We start from the raw sequence: 26,091 nt of genomic DNA on the forward strand, positions 1-26,091 counted from the left end.
TCGTCGGCCAAGGATGCAAGGATTGATAGCAAGGTTAACGTCGCTCTGTTGTTTATCGGAAAGTTAAATACGTTTAACGCCAACACGGATGTTGAAAAAGGATGCGTCTTGATGACGAGCAAGGTTGACATTGATGTCGACAAAGCAATCACCACGGAGTGGGTTGATTTGCTTTAAGGACTTGTTGACGTGAATGACCGATTATCTGTTTTTGCGCCAGTTGAATGTGATGGTGACTTGGATTAAGTCGTAAAGGCCTGCAGGATGCAGAGTAGTAAACGCTATTATCGCGATTGCTACTGGATACCCACATCACTGGCACAGACATTGATGTCCATGTGCAACAAAGGATTGTAACCTATTTGGCTCTGTTGACCCGGCATTATGCCTTCAGCAATGGCCATATCGAGGAACACTAATAATATCATAGATATTATTAGTGTGCTGTCACTCGACAGCGTGCCTCTCCCCTCTAAGGCCCTTCCCGGCCTTTTATATACCTCTGATTTTAGCCCGCCTTTGGCGGGCATTTTTTTGCTTGTGACTTTATGCACTTACTTTTTCTTTTTAAACAACTATATCTAAGGTCAAAGAAGCCCTAAAAATCACTGTTTTAAAAACTTTTTATTTATTTTTGTATTTTGCTGAACTTTTCTTTATTTCACCGCTCTTACTAATACATGAAGTCATTTAGTGTGTTGGCTTTGTGAAGTGTAAATGTGTTTTCCAAGTTATGTTGTGTTTTTCTTAAGGGGCTCTTTAGCCCCTTTCTTTTTGCCTGTAATAAAATGCCACTTCCTGCTTCAAAATTACTTTTCTAAAAACCAGAATTATTAGCTAGATTTCATCCCAATCTTAGAAATGGAAATGAGAACTATTATCAAATAAGCTATATCCACTGTCGTATTTGGAGAAAATCATGTCTAAACCCGCACCTCGTGTTGTTGAAGTTATCGAGTCTTTCCGTATAACACCAAACATGCAACGTATTGTCCTTGGCGGCGCTACATTAGAAGACTTTCCAGACACTCGCCCTGGTGCTTACGTTAAGTTACTTTTTGATTTAAATGGTGACCCTGTCGTTCAGCCTGCCAAAGATAAACCCGTTGCTATGCGTACCTACACGATAAACAGCTTCGATAGACAAAAAGCACAAATGTCCATTGATATGGTAGTCCATGCAAAAGATGGAGTAACTGGCCCCGCCGCCGCATGGGCGCTAAGCGCAAAAGAAGGTGACAAGCTAACTATTGCAGGCCCTGGTAGCAGTAAAGCGTTAGCAGAGAATTATGACTGGGTACTTTTCGCAGGCGACATGACAGCGCTGCCCAGTATTAGAAACTATTTACAAGCACTTCCTAGCCATACTAAAGGCATTGCAGTTATAGCTATTGAACATGAAACCGATGCTACCACGTTAGAAAAGCCTGAAGGCGTATCGATTCAGTGGATATCTAAAAAAGAAGCAACATTGTCTGACGCCTTGCAGCGTATTGACTGGCAACAAGGAACCCCTGCTGTATGGGTTGCCTGTGAATTTTCTCAAATGAGAAAAATTCGTTCGTGGCTTAAGGACGAAAAAGAGGTGCCCCACAGCCAAGTGTACATTAGCAGCTATTGGCGTGAAGGGCGCAGTGAAGACCAGCATAAGATAGACAAGCGCCAAGATGTTGAAGCCTTTGCACAACAACTTGCCTAACTAGGGCGCGCTGAAACATAAAACCCTGTATGACTTTCAGCGCCCTGTAAATAATGCAGAGCGCTGGCAATAGCCCCCTCTTCTAAACCAGTAAAAATCTATATTTTTCATGATGTTAATCTTTGGAATGGGGATTGCTACTTATTTAGTGCAGTTCACAATAACCACTCGGTTATTCTTTTTAAAGGAGCAACATATGAACAATGATCGTATCGAAGGCAACTGGAAAGAAATGAAAGGTAAGGTACAACAGCAATGGGGTAAACTTACCGATGATGACCTAGACGTAATAGATGGTCGTCGTGAAGAATTAGTAGGTAAAATTCAGCAAGCATACGGCAAGAGCCGTGAAGAAGCCGAAAAAGAAGTGGATAACCATTTCAACTAGGCACTTCACCTAAGCCTTAATGGCTCGAAGTACAAAAAAAGCCCCATTTGGGGCTTTTTTTATATATAAAACAACGTAACCAGTAGAGGTAAAATTCCGGGTCAGGAATTTGCCTCAGGTTTCTGTGTCTGGTTTTAAGTTGTTGCTTATCTCTCTCGCATCAAAACTGGTGGCCGACGTGGGCCGTATACCTTTTCCCATCTCAATATTCAAGATACTTTCAATTTCGCTCTTTTGCGAGCCGCCTACGAAGATGCCAGATTCAAACTGGGTTGTAGGGTGATAAGACGTTCTACACGTAATGACACCACATTCAGTGACACGTGCATAGCGTTGGCTAAAGCCAACCTGAGGCGATGCTTGTACGCGCTCTTTATCTACCATGGTTTCCCGATCGGTTACTACAAACCAATCATACCCTTTCAGTAAGGTCAGCTCCGCTGAACGGTACATGGCATAGTCCATAGCCTTACTCTTATCAGACCCTCTACCTTTGAAGTGAACGCGGTATTGGGTTTCACTTAATTTACTTTCGGTATACCCAAAACCACCATTAGATGCCTGTCGATAATCGGGTTGACTCGCGCACCCCGCCATTAGCATTACTGCTAGAAACGCTATAAATTTAGTTTTCATAAACGACTCCTTCGGCAGTCTTAGACTGCCATCCATGATTAATAGCTTGCTGCTCTTGTTCTCTGTTTAATGGCGTCGATACCATTAACAAATCTATCTCTTCATCAAGTACTTTATTGGCACTTGCCGTTTGATACTCACTTTTGTTGCGACCCGCTGTCATCAGCTTACTCGCGTGAAGTTGCCAAATGCCTTGTTCATTTTTACACGCAATCATGATATTCAGTTCATCTTCACCTTGTATTTGCGCTTGTCTGCACAACTGTGATTGTTTATTCATAAACGACAGTTGTGGCACTATCTCCATGCCCGCATCGGTTACCATCACCTCACCCGTTAAATTATTATCGAGGGCTGTAGATACATTCGCCCAATGGTTATTCGTTGACGAAGTGCCAGCAGGGTCAAGGGGGTCTGTATACTCTGATTGCATCAAGGTTAGCCCTGCCACTAACGCCACTCCAGCCGCTAACGATAAAGGGACTTTCCACTTTCCACTACGTTTAGCGTCTTGGGCTTTGCGATTAAACGAAGTAACATTGCTTGGCATGCTCTCACTTGCCTGGCTTGCACTTACATGGTCTGAGTCGAAATCCGCTTGCTTAAGATAGGCTTCTGAGGTCGCATCATCTGCAAGTAATGCCACTACGCTATTAGGTAAAGGTTTTTGCGTTGCAGCATCAGCCGCTGCTTTCACCATCATGTCTACCTGCGCTAAAGACGCTAAGCGGTCTGACAGTGCAAGATCACTGGCAATAGCAGTTCTGACATGTTCCATGTCGTCATCGCTAAGTTCTGCGTCTAAAAATGCACAAAGCATTTCGTCAGATATTGTCATAACACCACCTCTTGTTGTGGGTTTAGCATATTACTGAGTTTGCTTCTTGCCCTAGCAAGTCTGCTCATAATAGTCCCAGCAGGCACCTCAAGTACCTCTGAAGCATCTGCGTAGCTCATTCCTTGTATAGCAATAAGTGACAAGGTCTCTCGTTGCTCTGGGGGTAATTCCCCCATGGCTTTACTCACTTGCTTTAGCGTAATGCCACCTGAAAGCGCTTCATCCAAGTGCGCCTCATCCTGCACCTGTAATTCAGGGCTAACCGCCGCATTTGCCCTCACTTTTTGCGCACGATATTCATCAATCCATATGTTGCGACAAACACGAAACGCCCATGCCATCAGTGTCGCATCTTGTGGCAAAGGTTTAGTCAGTAGCTTCTCAATCGTATTTTGCAGTAAATCATCAGCATCGTGTATATTGCCGGTAAGTGAAAACGCAAATTTTCTCAATGATGGAACGAGTTCAGTCACTTCTTCTTTCATACAACTTCCTATGAAATCATGCTTTATACCTAGTTAACGTTTGATGCCGTGATTTATTCCCATGAAAAGGGAATTTTTTACACCAACAAACGTTAACTAAGTACTAGAAAAGGGTTATCCATTAATAAGGGCACGTTTTATGCCAGCTTTATTTATGGATTGAGTGAACCACTCGTGGTGAGTAAAAAGCACACTAGGCCGTGTGATGCCAGTTTAGGTTCAGCCATAAAGCAAATGAGGTAAAATTATGAAGTGCAGATCGCTTTGTCAGCTCGTAGTAGGCAGCTTTATACTTTCAGTGGGCAGCGTGACCAGCTCGAATGCCAATGCTCAGCTAACTATTGGCCGTCAAATAATCGAACCCGTTACACCTATTATTGATAGTGTACCGGTCGATGTAGGCACCGTGCGAGATGTGCTTGAAGCTCAGGTAGAACAAGGCGTTGAAAGCACATTTGGCTCCTTAGCTAACATACCTACCCCACAATTTACTGTACCATCTCCCCTTAGCCTCACTTCGCCTGCAGGCAGTCTTGTACTAAAAGAAATAAAAGCCCCTGATGGATTTTTAGCGGTGGAAAGAGAGTGGTTGTTTGTGGGTAGCGAGGCTGACAGAACTCACTTTTCTCACCCCGACATCACCATTGAGTCGTCTCACTATTTAACCGCTATAGGCCAATGGATTTACCGTTTAAAGGTAAGTACTAGCCTTGATGAACTGTCTCAAATAAGAAACAATTTACCGGAATCTCTAAAAGCTCAGGTAGGCCGAAATCACATTTATTTAGCGCAAAGCAAGGGCAACCCAGATAGCCAGAATAACAGCCAACACGTGCTCGCTAACACAACGCCCACTGATAAACCGAAAGTTTGCCAAGCGCCTGTTCGTATAGGAATGATAGATACCAGCATTGCGCAAAACCACGAGTTATTGAAACACCTTGTCATTGAACAGCAATCTTTTCTTCCACAAGCGTTACCGACTACTCAAGCACACGGTACGTCAGTAGCCGGCTTATTAGCAGATAACATGCTTGCAGGGAGCCACCTTTATAACGCTAGCGTCTTTTATACGCGAAACAGTATTAGTCAGGGCGCGACTTTATTATCATTAATTGATGGTCTCAACTATTTAGTCGCCAAGCAAGTTGATGCTATTAATATGAGTTTAGCAGGACCAGAAAACCCAGTGCTGTCAAAAGTTATACAAAAAATAAGTGAGCAAGGGGTACAAATTTTGGCCGCAGTTGGGAACGAAGGACCCGCCTCACCACCCATGTTTCCCGCAGCATATCCATCGACTATTGCGGTAACTGCGGTAGACAGTAAGCACGTTATCTATCGATGGGCAAACCAAGGTAATTATGTTGATTTTGCTGCCAGCGGTGTTTCAGTGGAAGTCGCACATCCAGATGGTACGACTAGCCGTGAGACAGGCACATCGATGGCAACCCCTCTCGTTTCAGCCCGCTATGCCTGCCTATTTCGTGCTAGTTCAAATCCAGCCCAAGCGTTAGCCACATTGCGCGACCAAGCTATAGATGCTGGAGCACCGGGACGGGACCCGGTGTTTGGCGTAGGTATTCTCCATTAGTGAAATCAACAGTGAATGCTATTGTGCTATTAAAAATGAAATCTAACACCAATTTCAGCAATGGTTTCTTGATAGTCCGCCGACACTAGGGTTGATGCATAGTCTTTGTATTGCGTGCTTACGATAAAATCCAAGTTCTCCATAGCAGCATATTCTATGCTCGCTTTAAAGACATGCCTATCGTCCTCCCTTCTACCGCCTGCTTGTTGTTCAAACTCACTAAAAGGCGCTCCTGAAGAGGTTGGCTCACTGCGCTGGCTACCTTGACCATAATGCCTATTCTCCATTTCATAACCGAGCTTTATGTCGAGCGCATTACCCCACAAGTTGGCGGGGTAGGTATAACTGGCGTCAATACCATAGCTGGTATAGTCGAACGCTTGGTTCAGGGCTTCTTCATTTTGATATTTCACACCCATTTGAATAAAGCTTTGGTTTTCAAAAAACCAGAAACCGTCAATGCGGCTAGATAGCGCATCGGCGTCGCGCTCTGGCACCGATTCAAACGACTTATCGATGGTGTCGACACTTAATCGCCAGTAACCTTGCGTAAACGCACTGTTGGCCAATGAAACACCGCTTTGTTGGTAAGTGAGAAAAGCATTGTTATCAAGGTCAGCATTTGCGTAATAGTGATGAACGCCAACTTTAGTCCAAGACAATTGGTAACTCGCCTCGCCCGACAAGGTAGTGATAGCTAGGTCAAAATCTGACAGTGCGTTGTAGCGCGTTTCACTATGCTGTGCAGACGCAGTGAATTGCCATTTATCGGTAGGCATTAACGCTAGCTTAAGCTTCGCATTCCCTTTAATTGCTGAGTCGGATGTGTCGGTATTCGTATCAAGTTCACTAACGTTCACATTTGAGTCGTGATGAGCACCGATATAGGCTTCTCCAGTCACATTTACCACCTTGTGCTCGTCAGTTTCTGTACTGTTTTCTGACTGACTCGCCATGGCAATTTTGCCAATTAAGCTTAATGCAATAGACAAGCTCAATACGCTCAATATTGGTGTGGGGGTTTTATGACTCATGCAGGTTTCCTACTAAATCGAATAACGATGTGGTTAAAAGCGTGGCTGAGGATAGCGCCACCCCTCCTATTTTTTATAACCTGCAAGGTTATAGGAATAACGAGAGGTGGCGGCTGATCACGGTTCGTCGAACACGTTAATCCGCGCGACTGTTACTGGTTTAGAATGCCAGTAATACTTTCAGTCACCGTATTTTCAACAGTGCTTGAAACCGTATTTTCGATTTGCCCACTTACTTGACCAGATACCTGGCTAGCCACGCTTTCTTCAACCTGCGATTGCGCTACCGTCTCAACCGACTGGGTTAGTGTTGATGACACCATCCCATTGATATCAACCGCCTGCGATACACTGCTATCAACGGCGCCTGATACCCTATCTGTGGCTGTTGAAGCGGTAATATCTAAGGCGCCTGCAGCATTAGAAGCAATGGTTTGCGTTGCCGCACCGCTGCCTACAAGAGCACTTTGGGCACTGGTAAGTTGAGTAAGCATTTCGCCGCTTGCCGCATCAGATGTTTCTGATGTGTCGTTAGTAGTGGCAGTAGCATCAGCCTGGTCTGCGTTTTGCGTTTCGCTGCCAGCTTCAGTTTCAGTTTCTGTAACACTATTTGACTGTGCATCTACGTTTGCAGAAGCTGAAGTTTGTGAGGACATTGACTGAGTAGCACTTGCTTGCTCACCAGATACATTGGTTGAAGCTTGGGTGCTATTGGACACTGAAACAGACGTTGTTACAGCCTGAGCCAGCGCCACGTTTGAAGTAAGACCTAGTGCAACAATTAAAGCAGTATGTAGTTTGTTCATTCGTTTATTTCCTGTTTTTCATCAAAGACACTTAAATAACGGATGAACCTCAGAGTTTATTCCCAACAAACGATAAAAATTTTTCACAAATAAAAAAACCCCGCTTAAAGCGGGGCGTTTTATTCAACTCAATATATTATAAACGTTATATAAAACAATGTCATATAAAGACATTAATCACCAGAAGCATTGAGTCCAGCTTCCCACCAAGGCGATGAATAATCGATATCTTCTTGAGAAAGTACATTGGAGTAACGCATTCTTACCGACTCCCAAAAAGCCGCTTTGAAGACAGGATCGTAAATGACAAACTCGCCTTGTGAACGATATTGCTCGAACAATTCTTTATAGGCACCAACAGGCGTAAGCGGGTTACTTTGCTGGAAAACAACGTCTCCACCAAAGGCTTCATACAGTGACTTAGACACTTTCCAACTCTTGGCCATACCCTCTGCCATGGCTAAACGATAACGTTCAACTTCTTCATCTGAGTATTCAGCATTGTGGCTTAAATCGATTGTCCAGGTTTTAATTACCGCGTAAGCAGACTCAACTTCGCTTTTTGAAGGCTCAATATTGTTTTCGTCGGCGAAGTCAGCGATAACAGATTCGCTAATTTTAGTGCCTAACGCACGCTGAGCTAACAGTTTGCGGATTTCAACTTCAGATTTGTCACTAAGAATTGACTGGAAGCGATCGACATCACTTTGACTAGGTTGTAGTTCGCTATTTGAAATAGATTTACCGAAGAGTTTCGCTATTATTTCGTTAGCCGCTTGTGGCGTATTTATCCCAAGCGATACAACGATGGCAGCGAAAAGTACCATTGGTATAATGTCAGACCGTGTCATTGAAGATGTTCCCTAATATCCATAACAGCTTGAGCGCAAAACGTATTCTTTAATCGTATATTTTTCGTATTTAACTCATTAATACGTAGAATGTTCCATTCATTTTACGAAACGACGTCGCTGAAGAGCTATACTTTAGGCTAAAGAAGGTTAAATATCCACTTTTTTCCGCATAGACTTTCTCACACTTTGTTGCTTTTTGGCCTCGCCACGCCTCGCTTTAACCGCTCGACTCATGCGGGTTGCCTTCCTTGGTTTCTGTTTTTTAGTGGCACTGACTATCCACGCTTTTAAACGTACAATGGCATCTTCCCGATTCTGTTCTTGGGTTCGAGAATTTTGTGCTTTTAAAACAAAAACACCGTCGTTCGAAATTCGACTGTCTTTTGTATTTAGCAACGTATCTTTCACCTCTTGAGACAAAGATGAAGCAGGTATATCGAGGCGCAGATGGATAGCACTGCTCACTTTATTCACATTTTGCCCGCCAGCACCTTGTGCTCTAATGGCTTGCATTTCAATGTCGCTATCTTCTAGCGTGATAGTAGGGGTAATCGTAATCATAGCTTAACGGTTAAATTCTTCACTTGTACGTTATTTGACGGTTTATACATTGTACTTTTAGCCTCTGAAAAAGGCTTACATTGACTGTTTATTCATTTCTTATTAGTTTACTAATTACACTAATAAAGGAAACACATTGTGGTGATCATTTATATTGTTGTCGCATTTGCCTTCTGCCTGTTACTGGCGTCATGGTTTTTTACTCAACACATCGATAAGAAAATCGAAAAAAGCTTCCGCCCACCTGGCCAATTTTCAAACGTGCAGCAAGAAAAGATTCACTACACCAAACAAGGGGATGGTCCTACTCTTATTCTTATCCACGGCCTATCCGGGAATGCGCTTAATTTTACTGCCTTAGCGAATCAGTTAGCCAAGCATTATACCGTGTATAGTATTGATCGCCCTGGAAGCGGCTTTTCTACCCGTCATCGTAACACATCGGCAGATTTTAACGTTCAAAGTGCCGCTATTTTAGATTGGATGTCGCAGTTGAACATACATGAAGCTTTTGTTGCAGGGCACTCTATGGGAGGCGCTATTGCTTTACGCATGGCGCTGGATGCACCGGATAGAATTAAATCAATCTCGCTGCTTTGCCCCTTAACCGTCCCCTTAACGAAAGGACCTGGTCCATTGTCTGTGCTGTACATTCCTTACCAAGGATTGCGCAGTATTATTAGTAGTACACTGGCCGCACCACTGCGTATATTTCTTGGTAAAAAGCAGGTCGCTCAAATCTTTTTCCCAGAGCGGGTACCCTCAAATTTTGGAAGTGAAAGCGGTGGTGCACTGGCGCTTCATTCAGAGAGCTTTTATCAAGCTAGCTGTGACATGGTAGCTTCCACAGAAAGTTTGTATAAACAGTTCGAACATTACGACAAAATTTCTTGCCCGGTGGGTATTTTGTACGGTGAACAAGATGCCATTTTATCACCCGACGCGCATATGTCTTATATTGCTGCGTCGCTTCCCAATAGTATGGCTGAGGTGATCCCCAACGCGGGGCACATGATAATTAATACACAGCCAGAAGCCTGTTTTAATTTTATCAACAAAGTGAACGGCGTAAACGCACAGAGTAAGCGCTCTTAACAAAACTAAGTTTCTCGTCCTGTTTATGCACCGCGTAATACGTCTAATGCGTAACCACTCTAGCAGCAGTGCTTACGCTAGCACTTCGTAAATGTGACAGACTTGGCCTTAACTCAGCCGTTTGCTTTAGCTCGCGTAAGTAATCAGTCACTTTTTCAATACCGTCTGATGTAAAACACAGGTTTTTAGGCGAGGTTCTTATTCCACTCTGGTATTGCTGAAACCATAATTGCATAGCCTCACTGTCCCCTTCTGACAACGCAATGAGTAAATGATACATACGGATGAAAGAGAGCTGTCTACGATACTCTGTTGTTCCGTGCTCGAATCCAAGCAGAGTAGTTTGCGATAGGGATGTTTCAGAAACGCCAAGTAAATCAGCAGCCTCTGCTTGATTCAAGCCAACTTCTTGGTAAGCCCAAGTGAAAGCTTTTATAACAACACTGGGTGGATAGGTGCTATGGATCATAGTTTGGCCTCGATTTAAGTCGTTTAAAACATCTTCCTTATCGAGAACATTGCGAAAATCATTCCAACTTGCTGAGTTTCATGCAACTACTGGCAATGTTGTTTGGTTTTCACAAAGTGGCCGCGCTCTGCTTCTTCATCAAGGGTGTAACCTAAATGAGTTAACCACGCCCTTGCTTCTGCATAGGTATCATAGAAAGAAAAGTCCACACCTGTTTGGCGGTATACCGCGTCAAGTTGATTTCGGGTTGTTGATTTTACGAATGATGATTCAAGTACTAACGCCAAATGACTTAGTCCAAGGTGACGTACTGCGGATATACGTTCAGCGAGAAGGCTCTCAGCATCCGGAATTAGCAAGGATTCTCCTTCTAGAATCACGATATCCCCCCAGCGGCTACCATGCATATTGATAGACTTACCTCTATAATCAAGTACTAAGCCATCAACACACTCACTGTTCCAAGGTCCGTAAGCTTGAGTAAGCATAACGTTCCCACACCGAGTAACAACAAAGGAGCCATGTACTGGTTTCATAATTCTCTGCACTGCAATACTACACAACCAAACTATAGACAATGATTTCAAGATTCGAAATAAAGTAAGCTTGGGGCCCTCAACAATGGTGAGGGCCTGATATCAAAACCGGTTATCTCAAGCGACAGCGGGCATTGTCGAAAGCCTCGGTCATGGTAATATTATGAACTTAGCTACGCGGCCAACACTCGAATCAACTGAGAAAACGTGGGCTTATCTTGAACATCAAGCGGTGCTCTCAATTCACGGGCGATATCGCTAACGCTAATAACACCCCGTACTTCGTGAGAGTCTCTGTCCAGAACTAGGCAATGATGCTGCCCATAGTCTTTAAGTGTTTCTACCACATCTCCCACTGACGATTTTGTCAATTCTGTGAAATCGAATGACATTAAAGACGTTTTCGCCTGCATGAAATCACGCACCACTAAGCCGTCTCTAGGCACTTTTAATTCAGCAATTTTCTGCACAATATGCTGTTCGCTTACGTCTTGTGACGTAACAATGCCGGTGAATGCATTATTGGCATCTACCACCAGCATCATACGCACATGAGATTGGCGCATGATTTTTTCGACGCGTGTGGCGGGTGCATTTTCGTCAATCACGTGCGGCATGTATTGTTTGAAGTCTGTGAATACCGCCATCGCTGATGATGTGACAGACACTTTGTTTTCAACTACAGGCCAAGCTAGACGATCGGCGGCATCGGTTTTATGAAGTTGTAAGGTATGCATTACCTTCCCCTTAAATAGTTAACAAATTTAATAGATGGATAAATATTTTGTCTAACTAAGATGGGGTGGAGCGCGAATGGGATGCGCTGCAAAGTTTGCATCGCTGATAAGGGTATAAGCAAAATAACGAGTGCTGGGAACAGTCGTGCTCGCGAAGAAAGCACTTAAAAAGTAGGCGCCATCATCAAGCTCGTCTTTGTCACTGGCTTGCTCTTGATTTGAAGAGGCTAAATATTGAATGCTGATGTCATTCGATACTTGCGAGTAATCTTTGCTCAATACATTGCCAGCACCATTTTCAGGTACTAGGAACGACATGGTTAGTAGCAATAGCAAAAGATTCAAAAGAAGAACTCCAGCGATATTAAGTGAGCGGGTAAGCTGCCCCTAATTATTACTATATGGCTTTTTTGTTCACTATCACTTAAACCCGCCTCAATTTTTAGACGATTTATCGCTTATTTTCTAATTACCAAGTATAGCTTTGGTTACACCTTACGGGTTCATTCTAATAAATAGAACGCACTGTTATAAGCTTTGCAATATTTACTCTTCTGTTGTTCCAGTAGACTATCCCTATAATTTGGTTCTATTGCTTATTTCAGTTATGAAAAAACGTTGGCCTCTTTGGCTTGTCTTAGTTCACTGGCTTACCTTACTGGTAGTGATAGGTATGTTTGCTTCTGGGTTGTGGATGGTAGATTTGACCTACTATAGCGATTGGTACAAAACCGCGCCCCATTGGCACAAAAGTGCAGGGTTACTATTGTTCGCAATGACTTTAGTAAGGCTTATTGCACGTGCATTTACACAAAGACCACCGACCTTTGGAAGCAAGTTTGAGACGTTGGCCAGTAAATTAGGACACCGTGCTATTTACCTTGTCCTTTTAGCGCTTTTTACCTCGGGCTATCTTATTTCAACGGCCGATGGCAGAGCCATAGATGTATTCAACTGGTTTGCGGTACCAGGATTTGGAGAGTTTATTGAAAATCAAGAAGACCTTGCTGGCGAGGTGCATTTCTACCTTGCTTGGACATTAATCGCGCTGACTTCTTTACATGGGTTGGCGGCATTGAAACATCATTTTATTGATAAAGACAACACACTGAAGCAGATGTTAAGGCTTCGCTAAATACTTATATTAAGGAGATTTTATGAAGAAGTTAACACTTGCGTTAGTCGCGGCCATGTCGCTAAGTTCAGCTCACGCCGCTGATTATATTATTGACTCAAAAGGTGCTCATGCATCAGTTAATTTTAAAATTCAGCATTTAGGTTATTCATGGCTCACTGGACGCTTTAACGACTTTAAAGGCACATTTAGCTACGATGAAAATAACCCTGCTGCAGCGTCTGTGTCAGTGACTATCGATACCGATAGCATAGATTCAAACCACTCAGAACGTGATAAGCATTTAAGAGGTGATGATTTTTTAAATGCAGACGACTTCCCAGAAGCTAAATTCGTTAGTACTAAAGTGGCTGACAAGGGTAACGGCATGTTAGACATCATGGGTAACCTAACGCTGCATGGTGTCACTAAGCCTCTGACTATTGAAGCTAAAAAAATTGGTGAAGGTAGCGATCCTTGGGGCGGTTACCGCGCCGGCTTCTCAGGCACTACCACTATTGCGCTAAAAGACTATGGCATCGACTACGACTTAGGTCCCGCGTCACAAACCGTTGAGCTTTCACTTCATGTTGAAGGCGTTAAACAGTAACGCTTTTCGCTTATAAAATAAAAAAGCCCGCTGATGCGGGCTTTTTACGTTTACAGGCAAAATGTTTACCTAGGCATCAGTCTTACCCTGAGACATCAGTGTAGCTTTAACTTAGGGCTAATCGCATAACTAAGCTTCTTAAGTAGCAGCTTAAGTGCGCCTCTAAGCTTTCCGTGTACCGCAAATTGGTGCATGTTGTATAAAGAGATATAAACCAATTTGGCTAAACGACCTTCAATAAACATACTTGAATTTGATAACGAGCCCATCAAACTGCCCACAGTACTGTAGTTACTTAAATGCACTAACGAACCATAGTCTTTATATACATAGCCTTTTAGCGCTTTACCCCGCTGCAATGCAATAATGTTTTCTGCCGCCGTGTTTGCCATTTGATGTGCAGACTGCGCTCTAGGAGGCACCCACTTTCCGTTTTCTTGCTTGAAGCCACAGCAATCACCAATGACCCAAATATTACCGTCACCAGTGCTTTGTAAGTGCTCATTAACAAGAATTTGGTTTGCGCGATTGGTCTCAAAAATGCCCATTTCGGTTACGAAGTCAGGCGCTTTCACCCCTGCCGCCCATACCATCAAATCAGCATCCACACGGCTTCCATCTTTAGTGATAAGGCCATTTTCATCAGCCTCTGCCACCATCGTGCTTTCTTTGATGTCTACACCGAGTTTATGCAGCGCCTTACGAGCAGAATTGGCGATACGCTCAGGTAGTGCGGGCAATATCCGCTCACCGGCTTCTACAATGGTTATCTTTAAACGGGATGCTGACATACCGGGCATGCCGTAAGTTTTGGATAAGTTAGCAACATGATGTAGCTGAGCGGCTAATTCAGTACCCGTCGCTCCCGCGCCCACAATAGCCACTTTAATAAAGCTATTCTCATCTTCTTGCTGGTTAATACGAATTAGCTGATTCAGCAACCCTTTGTGAAAGCGTTCAGCTTGAACCAGTGAATCAAGAAAGTAGCAATGTTGCGCAACACCGGGGGTACCAAAATCGTTGCTGACACTACCAATAGCCAATATTAGTTGGTCGTAAGGTATTTCACGCTCCGGTAAAATCGACACACCTTCATCATCAAATAAAGGTGCAAGCGTAATAGTTTTGGTTTCTGCGTTAATGGCACACATACTCCCTAACTGAAAACGGTAGTGATTTGCAGCAGCATGAATAGCATAATCAACACCATCTGAGTGCTTGTCTATAACGCCAGCAGCCACTTCATGAAGCAAGGGCTTCCAAATGTGGGTACGACTTCTATCAACTAGGGTTATTTCTGCTTCGTTCTTTCTCCCGAGGGTGCGGCTTAAGCGGCTTACGAGTTCAAGACCTCCAGCGCCACCGCCGACAACAACTATTTTTTGCATGGGTTTACCTATAATTTAATCATTCCACGTATCTCATCTTTCATAATCCAAGATTATTGAAATGATATACCTGGCGCGACTAACGGTATCCGCTGCATGAGTGAGGCTAACAGTACGCCTGAACGCATACTCTCGCAAGCCTGACAGGGTGGTTCTCGCAGGGCGTACGACAAAAAAGCAAAAACGGTAACCGTGAACTACAGGCTACCGCTTTTTATACCAGAGTAGATAATGGTTTTAACTAATACTGATAATCAACGCTAAACATCACGTTTCTTGGCCGCCCAGGAAAGTACCTATCTGCGGTAAACGAGGTGTAATCAGCACGTTCGGCGTAGGCGGTATCGAGTAAGTTATTCACTCTTGCATACACTGAGATTTTAGGCGAAATTGCCCAAGAGGCACGTAGATTCAATAAATCATGGCCTTCGTACTCGTTGAGGTTTTCAGCATCGGTATAGTATTCATCGATATGCTGCCACTCAAGTTCAGCTCGAGTGCTTTCGGTGAACGTGTACCCTAAGCGGGTATTAAAGGTAAGGTTTGGCGCAGTATCAATATCGTTGCCCCTAATATCGACTTCCCCCACACGTTCACTGTGCTCATAGGTATGTTTGGCATAGCTTCCTGCAAATGCAACATCAAAACCTTGGCTAATTTGATAGTTTAGAGTTAACTCGACTCCTCTGTGCCAGGTTTCTCCATTGCTTACATTGAAAAAATCACTATCACGATAAATTACATTATCTTTGGTTAGGCTATAAACAGATACCACATAGCGAAATGCTTGGTGTTGCCCTTTAACACCAACTTCTACATTGGTGGCGATGACAGAGTCTAAGTCGGCAATTTGTTGATCGCGCTGTAACCTATAAAGTTCGGTTGCTTGCGGAGCACGGTAACCTCTCGATAACCCTGCATACCACTGGGTTGTTTCACTGCTTTGAAAGCTCACCGAGAGTTTAGGGCTAAAATTACTGTAATCGTTGGTGCCGCTTTCAGGCCTTGCGTATCGGCAACCACCAAAACCACATTCGGTTCCATCATCACGAGTGCGGCCTGATATCATGTTATTGGTGTAATCGTAATCCATATACTCATACCGACCACCTAATGACACTGCCCACGCCGCTTGTTGCCAATTTAGCGCAATGAACGGCGCATAAAGGGTAGCGTCTACTTGGTAGTCGTAATGAAGCCCTGCTGGTACGGTTTCCACTAAGAATGCAGAGCCAGTCGTAGCGCCGTCTTGTGCTTGCACCAAGCTACCTTGGGTATATTCAGCGTCTAACCCAGCATCAAAACTTAACGTGTTGTTCACCACATGGTGATACTGGGAAAGTACACCAAACCCTTCTTGTTCATTTTCTTCAAGCGGTGTACCAGGTAAAAAGTGCATGCGAAATTCCATGCTTTGATCGCGATAATACGGCGTAATAGATAGTGCGTTGTCGCCGCTTAACGCCATATCTACTTTGCTCCATACACGCAAACTTTTCGCTTTTCGAAAGGCTTCAGGGTTGTCGTTACCTTGGGCGATATCTTCATCTTTATAGCTTTCAAATCCGGTAATGTAACCGGCGGTTTCTTGATCTAAATGGGTGTACGTCAACCCACTGGTTACTTTTAGGTTATCAACTTCGTATCGATGCCTGAGATTAACCTTTTCTTGATCTACACTTTCTTCGTCTCGATACCCGCCGTCGCGGGTAATACTCGCGTTAATGCCTATACCAGACTCACCAAAGTCTTTTCCTTGCCGCAGTTTCAGCCTGCTATAACCATAAGAACCATAATCAATTCCATATAAGGCAGTATCTTGGGTTACATCGGGGGTTATAACATTAATCACGCCGTGAATAGCGTTAGAGCCATACAAGGGGGAAGCAGGACCTTTTAACACCTCTATGCGTTCTGCCATTTCACCATGCGCTTCAAACAGCTCGTTAATATTACAAAAACCTGCTGCGCGTAAAGGAATGTTATCTTCAGCGGCCAATATACCGCCACACGCCCCCGCCCCGGTAAGCACTGGCGAACGCAGTGCAGGTAGGTATTCCTGCCCATTACCTCGCTGAACACCAGCGCCTGCAATAAAATTCAACACTTCTTGTATATGGCTTGGCGACACAAAGTTTATGTCGTCGCTTGAAACCGTAGACACCACATACCCTGAATTTGCAGTGGAATTAGCAATTCTACTTCCCGTTGTTACCACGCGTTCTATTGACGCTATGCTTTTGCCACTGTTTGCGCCATCTGGGATTTGCGCGGCAGCAAAAGAAGAAAACGACACCACTGTCACGGTACTAAGGCTATGTAAAAATAACCTGAATGTGGAGCTCATTGCTTGTCCTTTCTATAGATTTGGCGAGATTAACATACGTATAATGTGTGTCATTCGACCACAACATTGGTGCTAGCTATAACGCCAATTGTATCGTTAACTATTTAGCGATGAATAGTAAAAGTAATGACTTAGCCACTAAAACGAAGATGGTGAGGCATGGAAACTGGTTGCAAGCCTTAACCCACCACTCAGTACTTCTTCTCGCTAATGGGCTAATCTACGTATAAGCTGCGTCAATGCGATAGCACAGCAGCAATGTATTACCGGAGGTAATTTTTGGATACCTTAATACCTAGCCTATCTCAACTTATTGAATTTGCGGTAGCCCCTGTTTTTTTACTGACAGGTATAGCGGGTTTTTTAAACGTTATGTCGTCTCGACTTGGCAGGATATCAGATAGAGTAAGAGTAGCGGAAAGACAAATTCATACCCTCTCAGACCCTCATATTGTTGACCGTTCAAAGCGAGAAATAAAAGTACTTTGGCGCAGGGTGAAAGTCATCAACTGGGCCATTGGCTTATGCGTGGCTTCGGGGCTAATGGTGTGCACCGTTATTGTGGCTTTGTTTGCTGGTTCTTTGTGGATTGTCGATTTAAAAACCCCCGTTATTTCGCTATTTATACTGGCAATGATGTTTCTAATTTGTGCGCTTGTTGTTTTTCTAGTTGAAGTAAAACTGGCTACCACCACCATCAATATGGTGCGTACTATTCGCTAAAAAGCTAAAGAGAAAACAAAAAAGCGAGGCAAACTCGATAATGTAATAAGTCTGCCTCGCCCTTTGTATTTGAAAGGATGTTATTCATCCTCGGCCACTGTTCTATGCAGCCTTCTGAATAGATCAGAATCTATCTATTCAGCTAACTCGTCTAGCACAGCAAATAATACATTCGCGCCTACACGAGACACTTCTTTATCATACAAATTTTCTGTATTTACGCCTTCTTGGCCACCCGCTAAATCACTGATAGCCCGAATAATGACCCAATCCACATCGTTAATTGTGCATACTTGGCCAATCGCAGTAGATTCCATTTCGGTGACTTCAGCCGTGAAAACATCTCGAACCCACTTACGATATTCTCGGTTATCCATAAACACTGAGCCTGTAACACCATTTCCACCTACATGAAGCTTGGCATCACGTTCGTTCAAAATACGCTGAACTGGCATCGCATCCATGGCGGTTTTTGCTGCGTTCAATAATCTAGATGATGCGGTAAAGTAAGCCGTATCTTCTGGCTTTTCCATACCGTCTTTTGTAATAAGCACTTCGTCAGGGTGAATAAACTGGAAAGGCTTGTATTTAGGATAATGTGGATCTTCTGCTAAGCGTGCTGGCTGCTCTTCCATAAACTTAGCGTAGTATTCTGGTAATACATACTTACCTGGACTTTCAGGGTCTTCATTGGTGTAAACACTTTCATCATGGTAGTACCAACGCTCTGGCACAATAACATCACCTGGTTGCCACTTGGGGTTTACGGCTCCTGCTATGCCCATATAAACCACCTGTTTAACCGGGAAATAATCGAGCGCCATTTGTGTCGACATGGCCGCGTTGGCAATACTCATTCCCGTTGCGAAAACAAGAATAGGTTCATCGTGGTAGGTGCCAATGCGATAAGTAATACCTTTTATTGTGGTGGTGGTATGAATTTGTGCATTAGGATCAGAGTCGATTCTTCCCAAAATCCCCTCCATTTCTGGTGCGTAGGCAACCATAACTGCGGTAAATTCATCGCCAGTAAAAGATACTGGGCCATATTGAGGCTGAGTTACGGATGAAGTGCTGGCACACCCTGATATCACCACAACAAATGACATACACAGCAGAAACGAAATAACGCGAAGTTTCATAATCACCATTCTTATTCAGTTTTTTATTGGAAGTGGCAGAGGCAATAGCCTGTGCGCTGTTAATTCTTAACGTACCAGCTTTCGGTATGAAAGAAAGTGTTATATCGGCATTTTACAAATATTAAAAACACTGGATACAACCCCCTAACAAACTCCATTTGTCGAGGGGCGTTCTATTCTCCTTTTTAACCTAGATCTTTGTCCTCAATAGAATAAAACGCGCTTAGTTGCAGTTTCATAAGCTGAACACGGATGTAGAGTTTCCCTTATTGGATTACATTTATAGGACATAAAAGGACTTAAAAAAGCAACGCGAGAACAACTGACTCGTATCGATGAGGATACAATTACCAATGAACATGAAACTACTTCGCTCTCTGCAAATTTTTGTTGAGGTCGCTGAAAGCGGTAGCATGAGTATTGCAGCCCGAAACCTGCATATGACCGTTTCGGCAATTAGCCAACAACTAAGAAAACTTGAACAAGACATTGGGCTGAGTTTATTTAATCGTAATACCCGAAACTTGAGCCTTACCGAGGCTGGAAGGATCTATTACGACACCAGCAAAAAGATGTTAAATACCGCGATTGAAGCGCAAGAACGTATTGAAACGTTGCAAGACGCACCTTCAGGCAAAGTGAATATTATTGCCCCAGAAGGTTTTGGTGGAGGCTTGCTAAGCCAGCCATTACGTAAGTTAAGTGAAGATTTTCCGAAAATAGATATCTCGCTAACCCTTACCGATAGGCCTACAGATATTATTGTATCTGGTGCCGACTTGCTGCTTGGATTCACCCCGGTTTCTGATACTAATTTCAGCAGTTTGGAATTGGCCACATGGCGACGTATTCTGTGTGCATCGGCAGACCACCCGTTGGCTAAATCCCATTTGGAGTCACCTGCAATATTGCAAGAATATTCCTATATGTCTCATCGACACATAGAGGAATATGTCATAAAACACAGTACATTAGGCAAAGTCCCATTGACATCTAGCCGCATTGAACTGGATTCAATGCAAACTTTGATTCAGCTTACGCGTGACGGACTAGGATATGCCGTACTGCCAGAGCCTGAGGTGCGACACTTACTTACTGACGGTTCAATGAAACAGCTATTTACTGAGTGGTCTTTACCTGACTACACCGTTTACGCGGTTACGCCCAAACGTGAACTGGTGCCAGCCAAAATAAGTGCAGCCATTACATGCTTGCAAGACTGGTTCTCTGAGATTTAGGTTATACGAAATAGACGCTTTCTGAAGTATAAAAAAGGGCATCAATATGATGCCCTTTTTCTTATCAAATTTGCTTAGAAGCTGGTATTTATCTGTAAGCTAAATACGTTCGCTTTAGCATGCTCAGTAGCCGTAAGATCACTGACAATAGTACCAATAGTGCGCTGCTGGCTAACTGCCGCTTCACGACCTTTAATATAAGCATAAGCCATATCAATGCTGGTGCTTTCAGTTAATGCGTATGTTGCACCTACAGTGTACCAATGACGATCGGTGTCTGGAATACTCAACGAGCGGTGTTCGTAGCTAACAGCACCATCATCGTATGCGTAGCCAGCACGAAGGGTAACCTTGTCACTATAAAGGTAGGTTCCACCTACGCTTACGCGGAATGAATCTTCGAAATCTTCTTCTTTAAGTAGCAAATCGTCACCGCTATCAAGCTCTGCATTCAACTTATCAAATGCACTCCACTCAGTGAATACAACACTGGCTTGCACTGACCACTCATCGTTAAGCTGTTGGTTAATAGCCACTTCAGTGATTGCAGCTAAATCAAGGTCTAGTGAACCGCCTTGGTTGTATAGCTCTGCCACTGCAGGAATAATAACACCTAGATCTGATTCAATTTCACCTTCAAGCTCTAGTTCAGTTTCAGCTCGGTAGCTAAACGCCAACTTAGTCGTCTCAGTGGCTTGCCATAACGCGCCAACATTCCAACCAAAGCCAACATCGTCACCAGACATCTTAACGATAGTTGCATTACCTAGTGCATCGCTGCCAAGCAACGCACCAAATGCTTGAGGAATAGCAGTACCAATTTCGGCTTCCGCGTAGGTCACATTAAGGCCAAAACCTAAGCTTAACGTGTTGTTTACTTTATAAGCCACAACAGGGTTTAGTGTAAATGAAGTTACTTCAGCGTCATCAGCAAAGTGCAAACCGTTATAGCTATTGCTGTAGTCGGTAGCGAGGCCGTAGTTAGAGAACGCGCCGATACCCCAAGACACCTTGTCGTTAACCGGTGCAGTATAGAAAAAAGAAGGCACTACAGCAGTGGTAGCAATATCTTCTTCACTCGCATCATAAGTATTAGCAAACAGCACTTCACCGCTTTCGTTATACACAGCAACATCCATATCACCACGAATATCAATTTGTGGGTTGATGTAGCTTACCTGCGCACTGAACTGGGCAGTTTTAAATTCAGTAATAGCAGCAGGGTTAGTAGCAAGAATTGATGCATTTTCAGGCGTTGCCGCTTGGCCCGCCATCGCGCGGCCAAAACCATTCGCACTATGCTCGTTTACTTGGAAACCAGCAGCTAGCACAGAAGAAGATGCCATAGAGGCGAGTGCTAAGCATACAGAGGCGCGTAAAGAAAAATGTTGCTTCATAAAAATACTCTTATAGAACAGGAAATATGCAGTGGCGCATTCTACGGTTACGGTATGTTTTGTTCAATGCAAGTTAACGCCATTCACGCTGTTTTATCGCATTTTTTACAATTTTAGCGACACAATTAAAGAAGTTGTAAACATTTTGAAAATAATAGATTGCAAAAATTGACACTATTTGTGAATGAGAGAGTCTACCTATCACCCTAATCAATTGGAGGAGACTTGATTAAACACGCTATTTTTGACCTATCGAGCGATTACGCTTGTATAAGCAGTTTCTAGCCCCACAACAATAGTACGAGATAATTTCAACCGTCTTAGGAGAGATTCACATGTCTAACAATAAAGAAATTCTATTGGTCAATCGCCCAAACGATAGAAAAATTGGTCCCCATTTGTTCGAAACTCGTGAGCAAGCTATTCCTTCTCCGGGTGAAGGTGAAATACTGATCAAACAAACTTACATGTCACTCGACCCTGCAATGCTAGGTTGGATGAGTGAAGATCGTGAAAGTTACATCCCTCCTGTCGAGCTTGGTGAAGTCATGCGCTCAAGCGGTGTGGGTGAAGTAATAGAGTCTAATAACGCGGATTTCTCTGTTGGCGACAAAGTCATGGGGATGACCGGCTGGCGAGAATACTTGGTGAGTAGTGGTGAAGGCTTCAATAAACTTCAGCCAGGTATTACCGAAGAAATGGCCCTTTGCGTATTTGCGCTTCCTGGTTTAACCGCTACCACGGGCTTATATAACTTTGGTGAGCCTAAAGAAGGTGAAACCTTGGTTGTCACTGGCGCTGCTGGCTCAGTAGGCTCGATAGTTGGTCAGCTCGCAAAAGCAGACGGCCTTCGCGTTATTGGCGTAGTAGGCAGTGATGAAAAAGCAGACTGGATTATCAACGAACTCGGCTTCGACGGTGCCGTAAACTACAAAACTGACGATTTAGAAGCGAAATTAACTGAGCTCACCCCCGATAAAATTGACGTGTTCTTTGAAAACACCGGCGGCCCTATTCAACATCATATTTTCAATCGTATGAATACGCATGGCCGTATTGTGGTCTGCGGCATGATTGCCGATTATCAATCGGAACAGCCTGCTCCCGGCCCGAACTGGATCCCATTAATTAAAAAACGCATTAACGTTCGCGGGTTTGCCATGCCTGATCATTGGGGCGAAGTACCTCAACTTGTTGCAAAGCTATCGCCCTACGTACAACAAGGCAAGATTCAATATCGCTCTCATATGGTTGAGGGGATCGAGTCGGCAGTAGCGGGTTTGCAGATGCTGTTTTCTGGAGATAACAAAGGAAAAATGATCGTTAAACTTTAAGCCTAACGCTTATGTTTTCTACATTAACTATCGACGCTAATTTCACTTAGCGTCGATAGTAAATAAGTCCCCTTCCCCGCAGACTTTGCTTGGTAAAGCTCATTATCAGCTTGGTTAATTAAGCCTTCTAATGTTTGCCCTTTCACATTATTAACAACCACTGCACCAATAGAGCAAGAGACGGTTTTCGCTGACGCATTTGGTGCATGTGGTAAGGCTTTTTCATCCCATGTATCGAGTATTTGCTGGCAGCTTTTTTCTACTTGCCTTGCGCAAAATCCACTAACAATAACCATAAACTCTTCGCCGCCATAACGCCCCAAAATATCGGTTTGTCGTTGAAATACAGCGCGCATCACATCGGCCTGCGCCACAATGGCATCATCACCTTGTTGGTGACCGAAGGCATCGTTGTATTTCTTAAAGTCGTCTAAATCGAGCATAAATACAGCGAAAGAAAGGTTCTGCCTTTTACTGAGCGACAGTAATCTCTCGCCTTCTTTCATCAGCGCGCGTCTATTAAGAAGATTGGTTAACGGATCTTCTCGACTTAAGGTGTTTAGCTTTTTATTTGTTGATTTTAAAAGAATAACTATTCTGTCTAATCGATATTTTGCATAAGCACATATAAATAACGAGCCTACCACAAATGACGTTGAAATCATGACGCGGTCGCCATATACCGGCGCTATTACCATTAACCCCATAAACCCAGCGATGCTTATTACCGATGCCACCAGCGCCAGCTTGTAAGTAACACCCAACGCGAATACACAATAGAATGCATATAAAATCGTGCCCTCGTAAGGAAAAGCAAATTGGTGTAATACCCAACTTTGGTAAATAAGCACATAATTCGCAAAAGTTAACACCACCATCAACCCAGCAAAAATCCAGCTCTTGGCAGCATAAAAGAATCGAAAGAACGAAAGTACAATAACCGTAAAAATGATGGGCAATTGATACATAAGACGGTTTTGCAAATAAAACTCGTACAAGGGGGACGGTAACATCACCATATCCGCGAGAACAAAAGAGGCTAACAACAAAGCGCCGATAATAAGAGCAACACGAAGTCTTAAAATCTCTCTATGCTTTCCAACCACTTCCACCTGCTTCTCCCAACATGGGTAACCTCTTTCAGTAAGTATAGACGCTTCTATAAGACTAGCTTAAGTAGACTATCTTTTAATGCTTCAATGGTGATAGGTTTGGTGACCACGTCGTTCATACCATCCTGTTTAAAGGCGTCATGGCGCTCTTTAAAGGCTTCTGCTGTTAGCCCGATAATAGGGACTTGGCTTGCGTCACTTGGTAAACTTCGAATGCGTCTAGTGGCTTCAACACCATCCATCACAGGCATATGAATATCCATAAAGATAACGTCGAATTTTTCCTCTTCAACTTTAACGGCTGCTTTTAAACCGTTGTCGACATGAGTAACCGTGCACCCAAGTTGTTCTAACAGTGCTTGAGCCACCACAGCATTTATCGCATTGTCTTCTGCCAGTAATACACTAATACCCGGTTTAAGGATTATATTTTTATTTAGGTTACTTTGCGCTTCTTGCAGTGACGCGCTATCAATAACACGAGCGCTTACCATGACAGACATTGTGAAACACGACCCTTCACCCACTTGGCTTGCCACTTTGACATCGCCACCTAATAGTTGCGATAGCTCTTTAGCAATGGATAAACCTAAACCGGTACCACCATAACGACGGGAAATAGAAGAATCAGATTGAGTAAACTTATCGAAAATATGTTCAAGCCTATCTGGTTCTATACCAATTCCTGTATCTTTCACAGAAATGACTAAACGGTTTTCTTCTACCGTTGGACCGGCTACGTTTTTAAGACTCGCTGTAACCGTCACCGTGCCTTTGTGCGTAAATTTGATGGCGTTACTGGCTAGGTTAATCACTATCTGGCGCAGTTTAGTCACATCACTCGTGACCATTACCGAGTCCAAATTCTTACTTTTATATTCTAACCGCGTGTGGTTTGCACTCGCATTAATACCTAACAAGGTAATAAGATCGTTCAGCATGCTATCTAAATTAAATTCAGTCACATCAACGTCTGACATGCCAGATTCAATTTTGGATAAATCGAGTACGTCATTGATCACATTGGCAAGAATGGTAGCTGAAGAGCGTAAATCTGAAGCATATTGCTTTTGCTTGTCATCTAACGGCGTATCTAGCAATAAAGTAGCAAGCCCTTGAATACCATTTAACGGCGTGCGAATTTCGTGGCTCATGACGGCAAGAAAGTCCGTTTTGGCTTTATTGGCAGCTTGTGCCCGTTCCACATAATTTTCGATGTCTGCAGACATCGCTTCGACATCTTGGGCTAATTCACTCAACTCATCTTTGCCGCTGACATCAATGCTTACCCGTTTATGATTACCTGCGATACTGCTTGTCGCATTCTTAATTTTGCCGATAGGGGAAATCACAAAATACTGGGTAATTTTTCCTATAGATAAACTCACCAAAATCACCGTAAACAAGGTAATAGCAATGGTCAGCCAGGCTATTTTTGACAATGATAATTCTAGCTCATCGGTAGATTGGCTAACCGTAAGCTTCCAGTTCCAAGGGTCGAACTTACTACAGGCAAAGAGTACATCTTGGTCTCTCCATTCAGACTCGCCAAATGCAATATCGGTAGCATTGATAGTGGTAATGTTAGCGTTAGCGGTATTGATGGGCGCCCACTCTTCATAGGTACTAAATAGCTCAGCGCCAGTAGACTTATCGCTTACCGCAAAATGCTTACCGGTTGACTGATGAAGCTCTGCTAACTCGTCAAATACCTCTTTTTGATAGGCATCTCTAAATACAGGCACATTTTCTAACCCCGAATCCACTAACAAATCGTGCCGCTCTCGCACAAACTCAATAAAGGTTAATGACAGAGTTTGAGTCAGTAACTGATACTCTCGCTCTCTCACTGATTCATAAGCCGTCAAATAGGCCCAATAGCCCGTTAGCGCCATTCCTGTAAACAGAATGGGGATATAAATAGCTAAAAGCTTCGACTTAATTCGCATAAATA

The 26,091-nt window shown here is 43.5% G+C and carries 27 protein-coding genes; 9 read left to right on the forward strand and 18 right to left on the reverse strand.

Going from position 1 to position 26,091, the window contains the following annotated elements; translation table 11 throughout:
- Positions 1-296: 296 nt before the first annotated feature.
- On the reverse strand, positions 297-428 hold the full coding sequence (locus tag KYS23_RS20845; RefSeq protein WP_258544374.1) for a hypothetical protein: 132 nt from the start codon (positions 426-428) through the stop codon (positions 297-299).
- Positions 429-919: 491 nt separating this feature from the next.
- Between KYS23_RS20845 and KYS23_RS12920 the strand changes: the two genes are divergently transcribed.
- Both KYS23_RS12920 and KYS23_RS12925 read left to right on the forward strand, forming a co-directional pair.
- The gene (locus KYS23_RS12920; RefSeq protein ID WP_159533866.1) at positions 920-1,699 is read left to right on the forward strand and encodes a siderophore-interacting protein; all 780 of its coding nucleotides are present in this window, start codon (positions 920-922) and stop codon (positions 1,697-1,699) included.
- A 196-nt stretch (positions 1,700-1,895) separates the two neighbouring features.
- Entirely contained in the window at positions 1,896-2,087 is a 192-nt protein-coding gene (locus KYS23_RS12925; protein WP_126874026.1) for a CsbD family protein, read from the forward strand.
- A 114-nt stretch (positions 2,088-2,201) separates the two neighbouring features.
- Here the strand turns inward: KYS23_RS12925 and KYS23_RS12930 are convergent, their stop codons facing one another.
- From KYS23_RS12930 to KYS23_RS12940, 3 genes are read right to left on the reverse strand one after another with little or no spacing between them, the layout of a single operon-like run.
- On the reverse strand, positions 2,202-2,723 hold the full coding sequence (locus tag KYS23_RS12930; protein WP_218418981.1) for a CC0125/CC1285 family lipoprotein: 522 nt from the start codon (positions 2,721-2,723) through the stop codon (positions 2,202-2,204).
- Entirely contained in the window at positions 2,713-3,561 is an 849-nt protein-coding gene (locus KYS23_RS12935) for an anti-sigma factor (RefSeq protein WP_159533870.1), read from the reverse strand. Before KYS23_RS12935 ends, KYS23_RS12930 begins: the two co-directional genes overlap by 11 nt.
- Positions 3,558-4,046, reverse strand: a complete 489-nt coding sequence (locus KYS23_RS12940) for an RNA polymerase sigma factor (protein WP_159533872.1) — start codon at positions 4,044-4,046, stop codon at positions 3,558-3,560. Before KYS23_RS12940 ends, KYS23_RS12935 begins: the two co-directional genes overlap by 4 nt.
- Before the next feature lie 247 nt (positions 4,047-4,293).
- Here KYS23_RS12940 and KYS23_RS12945 point away from each other — a divergent pair, with 247 nt between their 5' ends.
- Positions 4,294-5,640, forward strand: a complete 1,347-nt coding sequence (locus KYS23_RS12945) for a S8 family serine peptidase (RefSeq protein WP_218418982.1) — start codon at positions 4,294-4,296, stop codon at positions 5,638-5,640.
- A gap of 29 nt (positions 5,641-5,669) precedes the next feature.
- Here KYS23_RS12945 and KYS23_RS12950 read toward each other — a convergent pair whose 3' ends face one another.
- From KYS23_RS12950 to arfB, 4 genes are all read right to left on the reverse strand, one after another.
- Positions 5,670-6,674, reverse strand: a complete 1,005-nt coding sequence (locus KYS23_RS12950; RefSeq protein ID WP_218418983.1) for a hypothetical protein — start codon at positions 6,672-6,674, stop codon at positions 5,670-5,672.
- A gap of 152 nt (positions 6,675-6,826) precedes the next feature.
- The gene (locus tag KYS23_RS12955; protein ID WP_159533878.1) at positions 6,827-7,480 is read right to left on the reverse strand and encodes a hypothetical protein; all 654 of its coding nucleotides are present in this window, start codon (positions 7,478-7,480) and stop codon (positions 6,827-6,829) included.
- A gap of 173 nt (positions 7,481-7,653) precedes the next feature.
- A complete protein-coding gene (locus tag KYS23_RS12960) occupies positions 7,654-8,331 on the reverse strand; it encodes a hypothetical protein (protein ID WP_159533880.1) in 678 nt (225 codons plus the stop codon).
- Positions 8,332-8,481: 150 nt separating this feature from the next.
- Positions 8,482-8,895: an alternative ribosome rescue aminoacyl-tRNA hydrolase ArfB gene (gene arfB, locus KYS23_RS12965; RefSeq protein WP_159533882.1), complete on the reverse strand. Its 414-nt coding sequence runs from the start codon at positions 8,893-8,895 to the stop codon at positions 8,482-8,484.
- A gap of 138 nt (positions 8,896-9,033) precedes the next feature.
- On the opposite strand from arfB, the gene KYS23_RS12970 reads away from it, so the two are divergent.
- A complete protein-coding gene (locus KYS23_RS12970) occupies positions 9,034-9,990 on the forward strand; it encodes an alpha/beta fold hydrolase (protein ID WP_159533884.1) in 957 nt (318 codons plus the stop codon).
- A gap of 43 nt (positions 9,991-10,033) precedes the next feature.
- Here the strand turns inward: KYS23_RS12970 and KYS23_RS12975 are convergent, their stop codons facing one another.
- The 4 genes from KYS23_RS12975 to KYS23_RS12990 all read right to left on the reverse strand — a co-directional run bounded on the left by KYS23_RS12975 (position 10,034) and on the right by KYS23_RS12990 (position 12,077).
- Complete coding sequence (locus KYS23_RS12975; RefSeq protein WP_159533886.1) at positions 10,034-10,459, reverse strand: hypothetical protein; 426 nt, start codon at positions 10,457-10,459, stop codon at positions 10,034-10,036.
- An 86-nt stretch (positions 10,460-10,545) separates the two neighbouring features.
- On the reverse strand, positions 10,546-10,995 hold the full coding sequence (locus KYS23_RS12980; protein ID WP_159533888.1) for a hypothetical protein: 450 nt from the start codon (positions 10,993-10,995) through the stop codon (positions 10,546-10,548).
- Positions 10,996-11,168: 173 nt separating this feature from the next.
- The gene (locus tag KYS23_RS12985; protein ID WP_159533890.1) at positions 11,169-11,732 is read right to left on the reverse strand and encodes a CBS domain-containing protein; all 564 of its coding nucleotides are present in this window, start codon (positions 11,730-11,732) and stop codon (positions 11,169-11,171) included.
- A gap of 51 nt (positions 11,733-11,783) precedes the next feature.
- Positions 11,784-12,077 (reverse strand): hypothetical protein, encoded by a 294-nt coding sequence (locus tag KYS23_RS12990; protein ID WP_218396864.1) that lies wholly within the window; start codon positions 12,075-12,077, stop codon positions 11,784-11,786.
- 262 nt (positions 12,078-12,339) lie between these two features.
- Between KYS23_RS12990 and KYS23_RS12995 the strand changes: the two genes are divergently transcribed.
- Together KYS23_RS12995 and KYS23_RS13000 are read left to right on the forward strand one after the other, a co-directional pair.
- The gene (locus KYS23_RS12995) at positions 12,340-12,867 is read left to right on the forward strand and encodes a cytochrome b (protein ID WP_218418985.1); all 528 of its coding nucleotides are present in this window, start codon (positions 12,340-12,342) and stop codon (positions 12,865-12,867) included.
- Positions 12,868-12,889: 22 nt separating this feature from the next.
- The gene (locus KYS23_RS13000; RefSeq protein ID WP_218418989.1) at positions 12,890-13,456 is read left to right on the forward strand and encodes a YceI family protein; all 567 of its coding nucleotides are present in this window, start codon (positions 12,890-12,892) and stop codon (positions 13,454-13,456) included.
- A 95-nt stretch (positions 13,457-13,551) separates the two neighbouring features.
- Here the strand turns inward: KYS23_RS13000 and KYS23_RS13005 are convergent, their stop codons facing one another.
- Positions 13,552-14,844, reverse strand: a complete 1,293-nt coding sequence (locus KYS23_RS13005; RefSeq protein WP_218418990.1) for an NAD(P)/FAD-dependent oxidoreductase — start codon at positions 14,842-14,844, stop codon at positions 13,552-13,554.
- A 241-nt stretch (positions 14,845-15,085) separates the two neighbouring features.
- A complete protein-coding gene (locus KYS23_RS13010; protein WP_218418992.1) occupies positions 15,086-17,191 on the reverse strand; it encodes a TonB-dependent receptor in 2,106 nt (701 codons plus the stop codon).
- Positions 17,192-17,470: 279 nt separating this feature from the next.
- Here KYS23_RS13010 and KYS23_RS13015 point away from each other — a divergent pair, with 279 nt between their 5' ends.
- Entirely contained in the window at positions 17,471-17,914 is a 444-nt protein-coding gene (locus KYS23_RS13015; protein WP_159533902.1) for a DUF2721 domain-containing protein, read from the forward strand.
- A gap of 134 nt (positions 17,915-18,048) precedes the next feature.
- Here the strand turns inward: KYS23_RS13015 and KYS23_RS13020 are convergent, their stop codons facing one another.
- Entirely contained in the window at positions 18,049-19,056 is a 1,008-nt protein-coding gene (locus tag KYS23_RS13020; RefSeq protein WP_218396870.1) for a 5'-methylthioadenosine/S-adenosylhomocysteine nucleosidase, read from the reverse strand.
- A gap of 353 nt (positions 19,057-19,409) precedes the next feature.
- Here KYS23_RS13020 and KYS23_RS13025 point away from each other — a divergent pair, with 353 nt between their 5' ends.
- Complete coding sequence (locus KYS23_RS13025) at positions 19,410-20,294, forward strand: LysR family transcriptional regulator (RefSeq protein ID WP_159533906.1); 885 nt, start codon at positions 19,410-19,412, stop codon at positions 20,292-20,294.
- 74 nt (positions 20,295-20,368) lie between these two features.
- Here KYS23_RS13025 and KYS23_RS13030 read toward each other — a convergent pair whose 3' ends face one another.
- A complete protein-coding gene (locus KYS23_RS13030) occupies positions 20,369-21,691 on the reverse strand; it encodes a porin (protein ID WP_159533908.1) in 1,323 nt (440 codons plus the stop codon).
- 335 nt (positions 21,692-22,026) lie between these two features.
- Between KYS23_RS13030 and KYS23_RS13035 the strand changes: the two genes are divergently transcribed.
- On the forward strand, positions 22,027-23,025 hold the full coding sequence (locus KYS23_RS13035) for an NADP-dependent oxidoreductase (protein WP_159533910.1): 999 nt from the start codon (positions 22,027-22,029) through the stop codon (positions 23,023-23,025).
- Between the two features lie 23 nt (positions 23,026-23,048).
- Here KYS23_RS13035 and KYS23_RS13040 read toward each other — a convergent pair whose 3' ends face one another.
- A complete protein-coding gene (locus KYS23_RS13040; protein WP_218396874.1) occupies positions 23,049-24,137 on the reverse strand; it encodes a diguanylate cyclase in 1,089 nt (362 codons plus the stop codon).
- 47 nt (positions 24,138-24,184) lie between these two features.
- Positions 24,185-26,086, reverse strand: coding sequence for an ATP-binding protein (locus tag KYS23_RS13045; protein WP_159533914.1), 1,902 nt, complete (start codon positions 26,084-26,086; stop codon positions 24,185-24,187).
- Positions 26,087-26,091 lie beyond the last annotated feature (5 nt).

Origin of the sequence: Alteromonas lipotrueae (assembly GCF_019249255.1) — a bacterium.
GTDB classification, from domain to species: domain Bacteria; phylum Pseudomonadota; class Gammaproteobacteria; order Enterobacterales; family Alteromonadaceae; genus Alteromonas; species Alteromonas lipotrueae.

Excerpts from the sequence above, each read along its gene's own strand:
- KYS23_RS12950 (WP_218418983.1), bottom strand. The coding sequence starts at position 6,674 with ATGAGTCATAAAACCCCCACACCAATATTGAGCGTATTGAGCTTGTCT.
- KYS23_RS12930 (WP_218418981.1), bottom strand. The coding sequence starts at position 2,723 with ATGAAAACTAAATTTATAGCGTTTCTAGCAGTAATGCTAATGGCGGGG.
- KYS23_RS12975 (WP_159533886.1), bottom strand. The coding sequence starts at position 10,459 with ATGATCCATAGCACCTATCCACCCAGTGTTGTTATAAAAGCTTTCACT.
- KYS23_RS12985 (WP_159533890.1), bottom strand. The coding sequence starts at position 11,732 with ATGCATACCTTACAACTTCATAAAACCGATGCCGCCGATCGTCTAGCT.
- KYS23_RS13045 (WP_159533914.1), bottom strand. The coding sequence starts at position 26,086 with ATGCGAATTAAGTCGAAGCTTTTAGCTATTTATATCCCCATTCTGTTT.
- KYS23_RS13030 (WP_159533908.1), bottom strand. The coding sequence starts at position 21,691 with ATGAAGCAACATTTTTCTTTACGCGCCTCTGTATGCTTAGCACTCGCC.
- KYS23_RS12995 (WP_218418985.1), top strand. The coding sequence starts at position 12,340 with ATGAAAAAACGTTGGCCTCTTTGGCTTGTCTTAGTTCACTGGCTTACC.
- KYS23_RS12955 (WP_159533878.1), bottom strand. The coding sequence starts at position 7,480 with ATGAACAAACTACATACTGCTTTAATTGTTGCACTAGGTCTTACTTCA.
- KYS23_RS13005 (WP_218418990.1), bottom strand. The coding sequence starts at position 14,844 with ATGCAAAAAATAGTTGTTGTCGGCGGTGGCGCTGGAGGTCTTGAACTC.
- KYS23_RS12960 (WP_159533880.1), bottom strand. The coding sequence starts at position 8,331 with ATGACACGGTCTGACATTATACCAATGGTACTTTTCGCTGCCATCGTT.
- KYS23_RS13035 (WP_159533910.1), top strand. The coding sequence starts at position 22,027 with ATGTCTAACAATAAAGAAATTCTATTGGTCAATCGCCCAAACGATAGA.
- arfB (WP_159533882.1), bottom strand. The coding sequence starts at position 8,895 with ATGATTACGATTACCCCTACTATCACGCTAGAAGATAGCGACATTGAA.
- KYS23_RS13000 (WP_218418989.1), top strand. The coding sequence starts at position 12,890 with ATGAAGAAGTTAACACTTGCGTTAGTCGCGGCCATGTCGCTAAGTTCA.
- KYS23_RS12940 (WP_159533872.1), bottom strand. The coding sequence starts at position 4,046 with ATGAAAGAAGAAGTGACTGAACTCGTTCCATCATTGAGAAAATTTGCG.
- KYS23_RS12935 (WP_159533870.1), bottom strand. The coding sequence starts at position 3,561 with ATGACAATATCTGACGAAATGCTTTGTGCATTTTTAGACGCAGAACTT.
- KYS23_RS13010 (WP_218418992.1), bottom strand. The coding sequence starts at position 17,191 with ATGAGCTCCACATTCAGGTTATTTTTACATAGCCTTAGTACCGTGACA.
- KYS23_RS12945 (WP_218418982.1), top strand. The coding sequence starts at position 4,294 with ATGAAGTGCAGATCGCTTTGTCAGCTCGTAGTAGGCAGCTTTATACTT.
- KYS23_RS12980 (WP_159533888.1), bottom strand. The coding sequence starts at position 10,995 with ATGAAACCAGTACATGGCTCCTTTGTTGTTACTCGGTGTGGGAACGTT.
- KYS23_RS12925 (WP_126874026.1), top strand. The coding sequence starts at position 1,896 with ATGAACAATGATCGTATCGAAGGCAACTGGAAAGAAATGAAAGGTAAG.
- KYS23_RS13020 (WP_218396870.1), bottom strand. The coding sequence starts at position 19,056 with ATGAAACTTCGCGTTATTTCGTTTCTGCTGTGTATGTCATTTGTTGTG.
- KYS23_RS12920 (WP_159533866.1), top strand. The coding sequence starts at position 920 with ATGTCTAAACCCGCACCTCGTGTTGTTGAAGTTATCGAGTCTTTCCGT.
- KYS23_RS13025 (WP_159533906.1), top strand. The coding sequence starts at position 19,410 with ATGAACATGAAACTACTTCGCTCTCTGCAAATTTTTGTTGAGGTCGCT.
- KYS23_RS20845 (WP_258544374.1), bottom strand. The coding sequence starts at position 428 with ATGATATTATTAGTGTTCCTCGATATGGCCATTGCTGAAGGCATAATG.